We start from the raw sequence: 12736 nt of genomic DNA on the forward strand, positions 1-12736 counted from the left end.
GGCCGTAATAGTGAAACCAGGCAAAGGCCAGCAGGTGCGCCAGGATAATCGCGATCAGCAACACGCCAAACAGGCGGCCGAACAGCGTATCGAAGCGCCCGTGCATCAGCCGATGTCCCGGGCGTCGAACAGGTAGCCTTCACCGCGCACGGTTTTGATCAGCTGCGGTGCTTTCGGGTCATCGCCGAGTTTCTGCCGAAGGCGCGATACCAACAGGTCGATGCTGCGATCAAAGGCTTCGATCGAGCGACCTCGGGCGGCGTCCAGCAATTGCTCTCGGCTCAGCACCCGGCGCGGACGTTCGATGAACACCCAGAGCAGGCGGAATTCGGCGTTGGACAACGGCACCACCAGGCCATCGGCGGCGATCAACTGGCGCAGCACGCTGTTCAGTCGCCAGTTGTCGAAGCGAATGTTTGCCCGCTGTTCGGTGCGGTCGTCGCGCACCCGGCGCAGGATGGTCTGGATGCGGGCCACCAGCTCACGGGGTTCGAACGGCTTGGCCATGTAATCGTCGGCGCCCAGTTCCAGGCCAATGATCCGGTCGGTGGGTTCGCAGCGGGCGGTGAGCATCAGGATCGGGATGTCCGACTCGGCGCGCAGCCAGCGGCACAGCGACAAACCGTCTTCGCCGGGCAGCATCAGGTCCAGCACCACCACGTCGAAATGCTCTGCCTGCATGGCCTGGCGCATGGCGGTGCCATCGGTGACGCCGCTGGCGTGGATGTTGAACCGGGCCAGGTAATCGATCATCAATTCGCGGATCGGGACGTCATCGTCGACGATCAGGGCGCGTATGCTCCAGCGTTTGTCGTCGCCGGACGCTTTTTGATCGTCGTTCACAGGTGCGTGGGTCGTGTGCATGCGTGGGTTCATCTGCCAGGTAGGCTGCCAACCACAAAGTTAGGCGGCGAGGTTGTGGCTTCAGCATAGGCGTCCGGCCCGGAGGCGGGAAGTGCTGTAAGGACGTGTTGCGGCAGGCGAGGGTAGGGGACACGGGTGTTGGGGTCGTGTCAGGTATGTACCGAACTCGACACAATAGCCACAAAGACTAGTCTTGCCTGAGCGTTCTCGACGATTTACCGATCATCGGGTCCCGCAGCGGCGCTGGTTCCGCTACAATGCGCGCCGATTTCGTCCTGCCTGAGAGCCCACTCATGTCCGCCTGCCAGACTCCTATCATCGTCGCCCTGGATTTCCCCACCCGTGACGCCGCACTGAAGCTGGCCGATCAGTTGGACCCGAAACTGTGCCGGGTCAAAGTCGGCAAGGAATTGTTCACCAGCTGCGCGTCGGAAATCGTCGGCACCCTGCGTGACAAAGGGTTCGAAGTGTTCCTGGACCTCAAGTTCCACGATATCCCCAATACCACTGCCATGGCTGTTAAAGCCGCCGCGGAAATGGGCGTGTGGATGGTCAACGTGCACTGCTCCGGTGGCCTGCGCATGATGGCGGCGTGCCGTGAGGTGCTGGACAAGCGCAGCGGTCCGCAGCCGCTGCTGATTGGCGTGACCGTGCTGACCAGCATGGAGCGTGAGGATCTGGCCGGTATTGGTCTGGACATCGAGCCGCAGGAACAAGTGCTGCGCCTGGCTGCCCTGGCGGAAAAAGCCGGGATGGACGGCCTGGTGTGCTCGGCCCTGGAAGCCCAGGCCCTGAAGTCCGCACACCCGTCGCTGCAACTGGTGACCCCGGGGATTCGTCCGGCGGGCAGCGCCCAGGACGACCAGCGCCGCATTCTGACCCCGCGTCAGGCCCTGGAGGCCGGTTCCGATTATCTGGTGATCGGCCGTCCGATCAGCCAGGCGGCAGATCCGGCCAAAGCATTGGCCGATGTAGTGGCCGAGCTCGCCTGACCAAACACCGACGATCAAATGTGGGAGCGAGCCTGCTCGCGAAGAGGGTGTGTCAGCCGACATCAATGTTGGCTGATAGACCGCTTTCGCGAGCAGGCTCGCTCCCACAGTTGTTTTATGGTGAGTTTGGGATCCGGGTTAAACCTTCAGAACCAACTTCCCGAAATTCTCCCCGCTGAACAACTTCATCAGCGTCTCCGGGAATGTCTCCAGTCCTTCGACAATGTCTTCCTTGCTCTTGAGCTGCCCCTTGGCCATCCAGCCCGCCATTTCCTGCCCGGCGGCGGCGAACTGCGCGGCGTAGTCCATTACCACAAAGCCTTCCATCCGGGCGCGGTTGACCAGCAGTGACAGGTAGTTGGCCGGACCCTTGACCGCTTCCTTGTTGTTGTACTGGCTGATGGCGCCGCAGATCACCACCCGTGCCTTCATGTTCAGGCGGTTCAGCACCGCGTCGAGAATGTCGCCGCCAACGTTATCGAAATACACGTCGACGCCTTTCGGGCATTCACGCTTGAGGCCGGCGATGACGTCTTCGTTCTTGTAGTCGATCACGCCGTCAAAGCCCAGTTCATCGATGAGGAATTTGCACTTGTCCGCGCCGCCGGCGATGCCGACCACCCGGCATCCTTTGATCTTGGCGATCTGCCCGGCAATGCTGCCTACCGCACCGGCGGCGCCCGACAACACCACGGTCTCGCCCGCCTTGGGTGCACCGACGTCGAGCAGGGCAAAATAAGCCGTCATGCCGGTCATGCCCAGCGCAGACAAGTAACGTGGCAACGGTGCGAGTTTTGGGTCGACCTTGTAGAAACCCCGCGGCTCGCCCAGGAAATAATCCTGCACGCCCAGCGCCCCGTTGACGTAGTCCCCAACCGCAAACCCGGGGTTGTTCGAAGCCACGACCTGGCCGACACCCAGGGCTCGCATCACTTCACCAAGCCCCACTGGAGGAATGTAGGACTTGCCCTCGTTCATCCAGCCACGCATGGCCGGGTCCAGGGAAAGGTATTCGTTCTTGACCAGGATCTGACCCGCAGCCGGCTCGCCGACCGGTACTTCTTGATAGGTGAATGTCTCGCGGGTTGCCGCGCCGACAGGACGTTTGGCGAGCAGGAACTGGCGATTGGTCTGGGTAGTCATGACAGGCACTCAAGATGAATGAAGTCTTGTTGATAGACCTTCATGCACGATGCCGCAAGTTTGGCTGATGCGGCGAATGCAGGCTGATCCAGTGCAGTGATAGTTGGTACGGCAGTTCCATCACTGCAACTCATGGAGGCTTAACCGGGCTTCTGATAGTGCTGCCGCGTGAGGCGACGCTGTGGCTAGACTGGAAAAAACGCGATCCCCCGCAATCGACTCTTCGAGGACATAACAATGAGCATGACGTTTTCCGGCCAGGTTGCCGTAGTCACGGGCGCCGCCAACGGTATTGGTCGCGCGACGGCCCTGGCATTCGCCGCCGAGGGCTTGAAGGTGGTGGTGGCCGACATGGATACGGCGGGCGGCGAGGGGACAGTGGCGCTGATTCGTACGGCCGGGGGCGAAGCGACCTTCGTGCGCTGCAACGTCACCGTGGAAAGCGATGTAAAAAATCTGATGGATGAAGTGGTGAAGACCTACGGACGTCTCGACTATGCCTTCAACAATGCCGGCATCGAGATCGAGAAGGGCAAGCTGGCCGAAGGCACCGTCGACGAGTTCGACGCGATCATGGGCGTCAACGTCAAAGGCGTCTGGTTGTGCATGAAGTACCAGTTGCCGTTGTTGCTGGCCCAGGGTGGCGGCGCCATCGTCAACACGGCTTCGGTGGCCGGTCTCGGTGCTGCGCCGAAGATGAGCATCTACGCCGCCTCCAAGCACGCGGTGATCGGCCTGACCAAATCGGCGGCCATCGAATACGCCAAGAAAAAGATCCGGGTCAATGCGGTGTGCCCGGCAGTGATCGACACCGATATGTTCCGTCGCGCTTATGAAGCCGACCCGAAGAAAGGCGAGTTTGCCAACGCCATGCATCCGGTGGGCCGCATCGGCAAGGTCGAGGAAATCGCCAGCGCGGTGCTGTACCTGTGCAGCGACGGCGCCGCGTTTACCACTGGGCATTCGCTGGCGGTGGATGGTGGCGTTACAGCGTTCTAATACCCGCTGATGGGTAGTCAACCCTGAACCTGTGGGAGCGAGCCCGCTCGCGAAGAGGGAGTGTCAGGCGACATTTATGTTGCTGATATACCTCTTTCGCGAGCAGGCTCGCTCCCACAGGTTTTTTGTATGTTGCAAAGGGTTAAAAGCAAAGGATTTAGCGGCGTTGTCGCACATCCCGGCGAACACTCCTGTGATTAACTGGTTTTCGCAAACCAACAGGAGTTGCTTGCTCATGGAGTTGAGAATCGATCGACGGGCCCTGGTGCCGGTCGTGCAGCAAATCGTCGACGCGTTAACCTGCTGGATCCGTTGCCACGACCCAGCCCCAGGCACGCGTTTGCTTTCTGTGCGAAAAATCGCGCACATCAATTTGCTCAGTCAGTCCTGTGTCTTCGAAGCCTGTGAGCGCCTGGTCGCGCAAGGGGTGCTGGCGTCGCGTCATGCCGGCGGTTACGTCGTGGCTACGCCGGCGTCGAACTCTGCGGAACAACAGGACGCTTCCTTTTGCCAGTTGCCATTGGGCGGTGGTGGCTTACCCGAAAGCTGGCGCGAGTCGGACGATCTGGCGTATGCGATCCGGGAGGTCAGTCGCACCGACATGGCGGGGCTGTTCAACTACAGTTCGCCCTTGGGTTTGCCCGCCCTGCGCCAGCAGATTCTGAAGGGCCTGAAGCCGCTGGACATCAACGTCGAGGACAGTCAGATCCTGACAACCGCAGGAGCCAGTCAGGGGTTGGACCTGATTGTCCGCACGTTGCTCAAGCCGGGCGATTGCGTGGTCGTTGAGAGTCCCGGTTATCCGATGTTGTTCGATCTGCTCAGATTGCACGGTGTCAGCATGCTCGAGGTTGCTCGCACCCCGAGCGGGCCGGACATCGCAGCGCTGGAAGCGTTGCTGCGCAGATGGCGGCCTCGAGGAATGTTCATCAATAGTTTCCATCACAACCCGACCGGCTCCAGCCTGGCGCCGGCGGTGGCGCAGCGGGTGCTGCAACTGGCCAGGGAGCATGGCGTGCAGGTGATCGAAGACGACGTCTACGCGGACTTGAACTGCGGCCCTGGCAAGCGCCTCGCTGCACTGGATGACAGCGTGATCTACGTCGGCAGTTACTCCAAGACCCTCAGCAGTTCCTTGCGGATCGGCTTTGTGGCAGCCAGTTCCGAGGTGATTGCGAGACTGGCCAGGGTCAAGATGATATGCAGTATGGGCACGTCAGGATTCTGCGAGTCGGTGCTGGCCCGTTTGTTGGCCAATGGAGCCTATCGCAAGTTGGTGCAGCGTCAGCAACAACGCTTGAACCGCGATCGGCAGGCGGTTTTGCAGCTGCTTGAAGACGCCGATTGGGAGGTGTTCGCCAAGCCTGCCAGCGGTTTGTTTATCTGGGCGCGATCGCGAGTGGCGGACTATGACCAAGTGCACAGGCAGGCCCGGCGCTTCGGTGTTTTGCTGTCATCAACCACGGCCTTCGGTCCTTCTGGTCCTGTCGATGAATGGCAGCGCATCAATGTGGCTTGTGCCTGCGATCCGCGAGCCCGGGCGTTTTTTCAGGCCACCGCTCCGGATCGACCTCAAGCGTTCTGAAAACGACGCAGGCGTAGCTTTTTGCCATTATTCCGACGCCAGAGACTTGTGTTGCCACAGGCCCGTTGCGAATCTGCGTCTACAGATAATGGCAGGGGACTGAGTGCAATGATTTCGGGCGTGCAAGGACGTTTTGCCAACCTCGGTATGGCAAAAAAACTGGGTATCGGGTTTGTGCTGGTGCTGTTGTTGACCGCCCTGGTGGCGGCCATCGGCGTCTGGTCCCTGCAAACCATCAGCCATCGCTTCGACGGGCTCAAGCAGATGTCATCGCTCAACAGCGGGTTGCTGAAGGTCCGCCTGCTGGAGCAGGAATATGCCTTGCACGGCAACCCGAAAACCGCCGATGCCCTGCACGAAGGCGTAGAGGGTTTGATCACCCTGGCCAACCAACTCAAGACTGAGTCGGCAGCCAACGTGCCGGTCATGAATGATGTCGAGCAGTCTCTGGGTGCCTATCGCAAGGCGTTCGACGAGTTCGTCTCGCTCAGCCAGGCCAAGGATCTGGCGCTGGAGATGGCCAGTTGGTCGGTCTCCAGCGTGGCCAACAACCTCGACGTGCTGCAGTCCGGGCTTGCCGATGACGGCACCTACACGCTGAAGGATTCCGAAGGCAAGGACGGCGCGCAATTCATCGAGCAGGCTAATCAGGTCAGCCAGGTTTCGCGGTTGATGTTGCAGGCCATGAACGAAGCGCGCGTGCGCCTGGACCAGAGTCGCAAGGGCGACGACAGTGCGGGGCAAGGCAAGATCGAACAGGCCAGCCAGGCATTGACCCAGGCCGAACAGCTGAAAACCACGGTCAAGGATGAGGGTTACCAGACCGTTCTCAATGAAGTGATCGGCCATATCGCCAGTTTCAGCGAAAAACTTGCCGAGTACACCGGTCTGCTGGAACAGGAGAAGACGGTCTATCAGCAACTGCATCAACGCGCGGCCCAGGTGATGGAACGGGTAGACCAGGCCTATGTCGCCGAAGACCAGTCGATGCAGGTCGAGCTGAAAAAGAATTCGCTGCTGATCATTGGTTCGTCCGCACTGGCGTTGCTGGTCGGGTTGATTGCTGCCTGGGTGATTACCCGGTTGATCGTGGGGCCGCTGCGCAGTGTGATTCGCGTGGCGCAACAGATTGCTTCGGGGGATTTGAGCGGGACGGTCGAAGTGACCCGCAGGGATGAGATTGGACAGTTGATGCAAGCCATGCAACAGATGGGGGCGGGGCTGAGCCATATCGTCAGCGGTTTGCAGGCGGGTATCGAGCAACTGGCGACTTCAGCGCAATCGCTGTCTGCGGTGACTGAGCAGACCAACCTTGAGGTCAGCAGTCAGAAGGAGGAAACCGAGCAGGTCGCCACGGCGATGAACCAGATGACCGCCACTGTGCACGATGTCGCGCGAAACGCGGAAGAGGCCGCCGTGGCAGCGCAAACGGCGGACGGCAAGGTTGAAAGCGGTCAGCTCGTGGTGCGTCAAAGCATGGCGCGGATCGAGCAACTGGCGGATTCGGCGACGTCGGCCAGTTCGAGCATCGAGAGCCTGAGCGCGGAAATCCAGAACATCGGCACAGTGCTCAGTGTCATTAAGAGCGTGGCCGAACAGACCAACCTGCTGGCGCTCAATGCGGCCATTGAAGCCGCACGGGCTGGCGAGCAGGGCAGGGGCTTTGCGGTGGTCGCCGATGAGGTGCGTGCACTGGCCAAGCGGACCCAGCAGTCGACCGAGGAGATCGAACGGCTGGTCAGCGCCTTGCGTTCGGCGGCGCAGACATCGGTGCAGCAGATTCAGAGCAGCGGCGACCTGGTGAAACTGGCGGTCAGCGATGCACTGCAAACCGAAAGTGCCCTGGGGAGCATCGCGGCGGCGGTGTCGTTGATACAGCAGATGAACCAGCAGATCGCTGCCGCTGCCGAGGAACAGAGTTCAGTGGCCGAGGAGATCAATCGCAGTGTCACGAGCATTCGTGCCAGCGCCGATCAGTCTTCACTGGCGATGCAGGGGAACGCGGCGTCGAGCATCGAGCTGGCGCAGTTGGGCGTTGAGTTGAAGGGGATGGTGGGGCATTTCAGGCTTTGAACCTTGCACCGCGTAACCTGTGGGAGCGAGCCTGCTCGCGAAGGCGGCCTGACAGTCGCCCGGGGTTTGCGGGTACAGCCGGTCTCCAGTAGGGCAAAAAAAAGCCACCTCTCGGTGGCTTTTCTGTCTTCGATGATCAGTCGTAAATCACTTTCTTCTTCCAGTCCGCATCAGCCTCGACGTCTTTGAGGCCTTCGGTCAGCTGGTTGACTTCGCCTTCTACCGGGGCGATGCGGTCCATGACCTGTGCGTTGGCGCGGGCCAGGAGTTTTTCCAGGTATTCCAGCTGTTCTGCATAGACCTGTGGTTCCTGCTGCTTGCGCAGGTATTGCACGCCGCGTTCGAACGCCAGGCGCGCCTGGCCGGGCTGGTTCTGTTGCAGGGAATGCTGACCGAGATTGTTGAAGAACTCGATGTGCAGCAGCACCAGAATATGCCGGACTTCGCGGATCCAGCGCTTGGCTTCGTTGGGCGGCAGGAAGCCGTCCTGTGCGGCGCGGGTGATCTGTCCATGCATGGCTTCGAGCAGGAAGCGCACGTCCTTGGCCTTGGCTTCGGTCTGGATCGGCGCCGGAGGGTTGTTGACCGGGATCGATTCGCCTTGGGCAACCAGGGTTTCCAGCTCGGCGATCCGCGCCTTGAGATTGCTGCTGGTTTTTTCCAGGTTCAGCAGGCGCTGGCAGACGTTCAACTCCAGGCGAGTCAGCAGCAGCTTGAGCGCCGGTGTCATCAATTGGCCGGGGAAGGTCTCGGTGATTTCTCCGCAGCGACGCAGGCGATCGTTGAGTTCAACCTTGGTTCGGGCCCTTTCCAGCTTATTGTTTTCCACCACATGGTTGATGTAGCCAATGGCGATCAATAATGCGATCCCGGCTACGACGAGCAGGGTGATCATGAGTGGTGTCACCGGTAAGACCTCTTATAAAGGGTTCGCGTGCGAGTGTAGTGGCTCGTTATTTAAGCGCCTAGCGCCGCTCGACGAGTTGGTTCGACAAGGCACAACCTATATCGGCCACAGCCCTGCTTTATAAATGCTGGCACCAATAAAGCAAATCGCCATCATTTAAGATATGGACTATAGCGTTTTGAGGGGTGTCAGAATATAGGCGTCAAACACCGGGCGGCGGAAAATCCGGATGGGGGCGAAAAGCGGGGCCAAGTCATTGATTTAAAAAAATTTATAACAGGGGGTTGACGACCTCTCAAACCATCCATAGAATGCGCGCCACTTGCAGCGTAAAGCACACAGCGAAACGAAGCAGGGAGTGAATGTTGTAGCGTGTCCCCTTCGTCTAGTGGCCTAGGACACCGCCCTTTCACGGCGGTAACAGGGGTTCGAGTCCCCTAGGGGACGCCAATGCGGGAATAGCTCAGTTGGTAGAGCACGACCTTGCCAAGGTCGGGGTCGCGAGTTCGAGTCTCGTTTCCCGCTCCAATTTTAAACAGCGTTGCTTTCGGGCAGGGCTGAGTGAAACCAGAACCAAGTCTTCGGATGCGGATCTGGACACCGAAACACACACCATGTGTTCCGGGTAGCGTGTCCCCTTCGTCTAGTGGCCTAGGACACCGCCCTTTCACGGCGGTAACAGGGGTTCGAGTCCCCTAGGGGACGCCATTTGCGGGAATAGCTCAGTTGGTAGAGCACGACCTTGCCAAGGTCGGGGTCGCGAGTTCGAGTCTCGTTTCCCGCTCCATATTTAACGAAAACGCCGCTCAATCGAGCGGCGTTTTTGTTTGCGTGTGATTTGTACTCGATGTAAAAAAAAAGGCCCGCCAGACTTGCTGAGCGGGCCTTTTTGCGTGGGTTGTTTTACATCGACAGCATCAATCGGCCGGCAAACAGAATCAGGATCACGCCCATGGTGCGTTCGAACCAGTGCCCCATGTGCAGGAACAGCAAACGCACTTTATTGCTAGAAAAGAAGAGTGCCACGATCACAAACCACAGGGCGTTCACGCCGCACATCCACACGCCGTACAGCGCCTGTATCTCGAGAGGTGTGGTGGCGCTGATGAGCGTGGTGAAAATCGCCAGAAAGAACAGGGTGGCCTTGGGGTTGGTGGCGTTGGTCAGAAAACCTGTGGTGAACGCCTTCAGCAAGGTTTGTTCCTCACTCGATTCGTCCACATCCTTTTCGCCTTCAAGCACTGACTTGGGTTTGCTGCGCAATAGACTGATGCCGAGATACAGAATGTAGGCACCACCGATCACCTTGGCCACGGTCAGTAGCCAAGGCGTTGTATGCATCAGCGCACCGACGCCGAGCAGGGTGTACAGCACATGTACGGAAATCCCGGCGCCGATGCCCAGCGCCGTACAGATGCCCACCCACCGGCCAAAGCGAACGCTCTGGCGGATTGTCACGGCAAAGTCTGGTCCAGGGGCGACCACGGCTAGAGAATGGATCGTCGCCAGCGCCAGGAACTCGCCCAGATAATTGGAAAATTGCATTTCAACTCCAGAACGTCAGGGGGGCCGCGTTGCCGCGATAGCCGACAAAAAATGAAAGACTCAAGCGTGGGTCGGACACACCCGGTGTCACTGCGTGCATTCGGCGTGAATTGAACATGATGAAGTCGCCCGGTTCCGGGCGAACCTCCAGGCTTGGCGTGCCGAGCAGGGCTGGATCGATGCCGTAGCTGTCACCGCGCATTTCATCGAACCGTTCCGGGGAAATATCGTGGTCCCACATCTGCAATGCACCGCCTTCGCTGGGCATGTTCAGGTAAACATTGCAGGCAAATTGCGCTTCCAGACTTCGGGCCTGAAAACTGTCCGGGGCATCCTTGGCGAATATGTCGTGATGGGCGAGAAAACACACACCGGGTTTCACCACCCGGGAAAGCCCGACATACATCTTGCGACCGTAGAGGGTTTCCAGGTGCGCGCCTGCCGGCCAGGACTCGTCGAGCATGCAGCGCAAGGTGTCGACCGGGGACGAGTAGGGCGCGCAGCGGTTGCGCAATTCGGCGATGTTGCGAGTGGCGCGTGCGAAATAGTCCTCGATCAGCAGTGGCTGGTTTTCCGCTTCGTAAAACGCCATGCCGATGCGACCGATGCTCGGCGCGTTGATATAGCCTTCAAAACCTGGTTCGAGGATCTTTTCGCCAATCTTCATCGCCAATGGCGGGGCTAGCCAGCCCTTGATGCGGATGGCGAGAACTTCTTCATTGGCCAGCTTTTTTATGCACGTCTCATCGAGACATTCGACGTCAAGCATCATGTCCTGGGTCCATCCGACAAAGTGTCAACGAAGCCTGCGAACGCAGGCTCATCCGGTGTCAGGCGATGCCGGCAAATGGCATCGTCCTGCAACTCAGTCCACGTGATAGTGGACGGACAGGATCCCTTTCTTCTGCGAAAGGGATTCGATCGTGACCGTGCCCAAATCCTTCAGGCTACGTACGTGGGTGCCGCCGCAACCGTAGGCGGGCAGCTCGCCGAAACCGATTTCCCGGGTGCCTTCACGCGACGAGGTCAGGCGTGGCAGGTCATGGGCGATCCACTGTGCGAGGCCGTCCTGCAGCGTCTGCACATCAACGTCCTGTGCGCAGTCCGCCGGTTTGAACTGCACTTTTGCTTCGCCCGGCCAGTGATGAGCCTTGATCGGCATCCAGCCCATGGCCTGGACGAAGTGGCCGATCAGGTGGCCGGCGGAATGCATGCGTGTATTAAATCGACGACGTTGCTCATCGACCTGGATTCGGGTCATACCGGGATTTACCGGTTGGTCGACGAAATGAATGATCCGGTCAGGATCCTGCACCACGCGCAGCACCTGGCTTTCACCGATCCATCCCGTGTCACAAGGTTGTCCGCCGCCTTGGGGGTGAAACAGTGTTGCGCGCAGCACCACGGCAAATTCGTTCTCGTGGGGCACACATTCCAGGACTTCCACGTTGGCCTTGAGGTCATCACTATGGAAAAAGAGGCGAAGCGTCATATCCCTTGCTCGTATGAATGTTTCCATTTTTCATTATATGGAGCGTGCAATTGCGTGATAATCCGTTCAAACATCAAAGGACTGTTGCGTTGTGAGCATAAATCTTCCGCTGCCCCTGCTGGGTGAAATGGCGATATTCGTCAAGGTTGTCGAGACCGGCAGTTTCTCCGAGGCGGCCCGCCAGTTGGGCTCTTCACCCTCGGCAGTGAGTCGCAGCATTTCGCGGCTCGAGAAAGCCCTCGCGATACGTTTGCTGCAACGGACTACCCGTAAGTTGCGTTTGAGTGACGGTGGCGAGGAGGTGTTCAAGCGTTGTCAGGACATGGTCAGTGCTGCCCGGTCGGTGATGGAAATCAGTGGGCAATTCACCGAGGAACCCGAGGGAGTGGTGCGTATCAGCGTTCCGAAAGCGGTTGGCCGAATCGTAATTCACCCGCATATGCCGGAGTTTCTGCGCCGCTACCCCAAAGTGGATGTGGAGCTGTTGCTGGAGGATCGTCAGGTGGATCTGATAGACGATCACGTCGACCTGGCGATTCGTATCACCGATCGGCCGCCAGCGGGGTTGGTGGGACGACAATTGCTCACCATTGACCATTTGCTCTGCGCGACACCGCAGTATCTGGCCGAGCACGGAACGCCGACACATCCTCATGACTTGCTCAACCACAGCTGCATCTACCTGGGTGAAACGCCGAGCGATGCGCGCTGGAAGTTCAAGAAAGGCAGCAAATCTGTCACTGTTGGTGTGCGTGGGCGATATGCCGCCAATCATACGGGCGTACGTTTCGGTGCCGTATTGCAGCACATCGGCATTGGCAGCCTGCCGTATTTCACGGCGCGCCGTGCCTTGGAGAAGGGGTTGATGGTGCAAGTGCTACCGGACTGGACCTTTCTGGCGTCCTACCACGGAGGCGCCTGGTTGCTGCATTCGCCAACTCGCTACCTGCCACCCAAGCTTCGGGTGTTGATCGATTACCTGGTGGAGTGTCTGGAGAAGGAGCCGACATTGGGCCGGCCAGGCAAGTCGAGTCCTTCGAATATTGCCGTTTCGGAGTATGAGTTGCCCGAGAGCGACGGCTTGTTTTGAGGCAAAAAAAGGCCCGCATGGATAACCGTGCGGGCCTTTTGTCTTT

At 59.2% G+C, this 12736-nt stretch carries 11 protein-coding genes, 4 tRNA genes and 2 pseudogenes; 10 read left to right on the forward strand and 7 right to left on the reverse strand.

Annotation, left to right across the window (positions count from 1 at the left end; translation table 11 throughout):
- Positions 1 to 106 (reverse strand): annotated as a pseudogene (locus HNQ83_RS14855) (two-component sensor histidine kinase); the annotation flags it as partial.
- Complete coding sequence (locus tag HNQ83_RS14860) at positions 106 to 864, reverse strand: response regulator (RefSeq protein WP_175389662.1); 759 nt, start codon at positions 862 to 864, stop codon at positions 106 to 108. The gene HNQ83_RS14860 and the pseudogene HNQ83_RS14855, both read right to left, overlap by 1 nt.
- Positions 865 to 1157: 293 nt before the next feature.
- On the opposite strand from HNQ83_RS14860, the gene pyrF reads away from it, so the two are divergent.
- Positions 1158 to 1856 (forward strand): orotidine-5'-phosphate decarboxylase, encoded by a 699-nt coding sequence (gene pyrF / locus HNQ83_RS14865; protein WP_175389663.1) that lies wholly within the window; start codon positions 1158 to 1160, stop codon positions 1854 to 1856.
- Positions 1857 to 1994: 138 nt separating this feature from the next.
- On the opposite strand, the gene HNQ83_RS14870 is transcribed toward pyrF, so the two are convergent.
- The gene (locus tag HNQ83_RS14870) at positions 1995 to 2999 is read right to left on the reverse strand and encodes an NADP-dependent oxidoreductase (protein WP_175389664.1); all 1005 of its coding nucleotides are present in this window, start codon (positions 2997 to 2999) and stop codon (positions 1995 to 1997) included.
- A gap of 237 nt (positions 3000 to 3236) precedes the next feature.
- Between HNQ83_RS14870 and HNQ83_RS14875 the strand changes: the two genes are divergently transcribed.
- The 4 genes and pseudogenes from HNQ83_RS14875 (at position 3237) to HNQ83_RS31640 (ending at position 7656) form a co-directional block, all read left to right on the forward strand.
- Positions 3237 to 3998 (forward strand): SDR family oxidoreductase, encoded by a 762-nt coding sequence (locus HNQ83_RS14875; RefSeq protein WP_175389665.1) that lies wholly within the window; start codon positions 3237 to 3239, stop codon positions 3996 to 3998.
- Between the two features lie 235 nt (positions 3999 to 4233).
- Positions 4234 to 5583 carry a PLP-dependent aminotransferase family protein gene (locus tag HNQ83_RS14880; protein WP_175389666.1) on the forward strand — a complete coding sequence of 450 codons (1350 nt, stop codon included), beginning with the start codon at positions 4234 to 4236 and terminating at the stop codon, positions 5581 to 5583.
- A gap of 987 nt (positions 5584 to 6570) precedes the next feature.
- A pseudogene (locus HNQ83_RS31635) lies at positions 6571 to 6795 on the forward strand (HAMP domain-containing protein); the annotation flags it as partial.
- Complete coding sequence (locus HNQ83_RS31640) at positions 6793 to 7656, forward strand: methyl-accepting chemotaxis protein (RefSeq protein ID WP_372241905.1); 864 nt, start codon at positions 6793 to 6795, stop codon at positions 7654 to 7656. The pseudogene HNQ83_RS31635 and the gene HNQ83_RS31640, both read left to right, overlap by 3 nt.
- Before the next feature lie 136 nt (positions 7657 to 7792).
- Here the strand turns inward: HNQ83_RS31640 and HNQ83_RS14890 are convergent, their stop codons facing one another.
- Positions 7793 to 8551, reverse strand: a complete 759-nt coding sequence (locus HNQ83_RS14890) for a hypothetical protein (protein WP_175389668.1) — start codon at positions 8549 to 8551, stop codon at positions 7793 to 7795.
- 386 nt (positions 8552 to 8937) lie between these two features.
- On the opposite strand from HNQ83_RS14890, the gene HNQ83_RS14895 reads away from it, so the two are divergent.
- The 4 genes from HNQ83_RS14895 (at position 8938) to HNQ83_RS14910 (ending at position 9350) form a co-directional block, all read left to right on the forward strand.
- Positions 8938 to 9013, forward strand: a tRNA-Glu gene (locus HNQ83_RS14895).
- A gap of 2 nt (positions 9014 to 9015) precedes the next feature.
- Positions 9016 to 9091 (forward strand) — tRNA-Gly (locus HNQ83_RS14900).
- Positions 9092 to 9195: 104 nt separating this feature from the next.
- A tRNA-Glu gene (locus HNQ83_RS14905) sits at positions 9196 to 9271 on the forward strand.
- Between the two features lie 3 nt (positions 9272 to 9274).
- Positions 9275 to 9350: transfer RNA gene (locus HNQ83_RS14910), tRNA-Gly, on the forward strand.
- Between the two features lie 116 nt (positions 9351 to 9466).
- Here HNQ83_RS14910 and HNQ83_RS14915 read toward each other — a convergent pair.
- From HNQ83_RS14915 to HNQ83_RS14925, 3 genes are all read right to left on the reverse strand, one after another.
- Complete coding sequence (locus HNQ83_RS14915) at positions 9467 to 10108, reverse strand: LysE family translocator (protein ID WP_175389669.1); 642 nt, start codon at positions 10106 to 10108, stop codon at positions 9467 to 9469.
- A 1-nt stretch (position 10109) separates the two neighbouring features.
- Complete coding sequence (locus HNQ83_RS14920) at positions 10110 to 10880, reverse strand: 2OG-Fe(II) oxygenase (protein ID WP_175389670.1); 771 nt, start codon at positions 10878 to 10880, stop codon at positions 10110 to 10112.
- 93 nt (positions 10881 to 10973) lie between these two features.
- Positions 10974 to 11600, reverse strand: coding sequence for an alanyl-tRNA editing protein (locus tag HNQ83_RS14925; RefSeq protein ID WP_175389671.1), 627 nt, complete (start codon positions 11598 to 11600; stop codon positions 10974 to 10976).
- Between the two features lie 91 nt (positions 11601 to 11691).
- On the opposite strand from HNQ83_RS14925, the gene HNQ83_RS14930 reads away from it, so the two are divergent.
- A complete protein-coding gene (locus tag HNQ83_RS14930; protein WP_175389672.1) occupies positions 11692 to 12690 on the forward strand; it encodes a LysR substrate-binding domain-containing protein in 999 nt (332 codons plus the stop codon).
- Positions 12691 to 12736 lie beyond the last annotated feature (46 nt).

The sequence above is a fragment of the Pseudomonas sp. C2B4 genome (genome assembly GCF_013359695.1).
In the GTDB taxonomy this organism is placed as follows: Bacteria; Pseudomonadota; Gammaproteobacteria; order Pseudomonadales; family Pseudomonadaceae; genus Aquipseudomonas.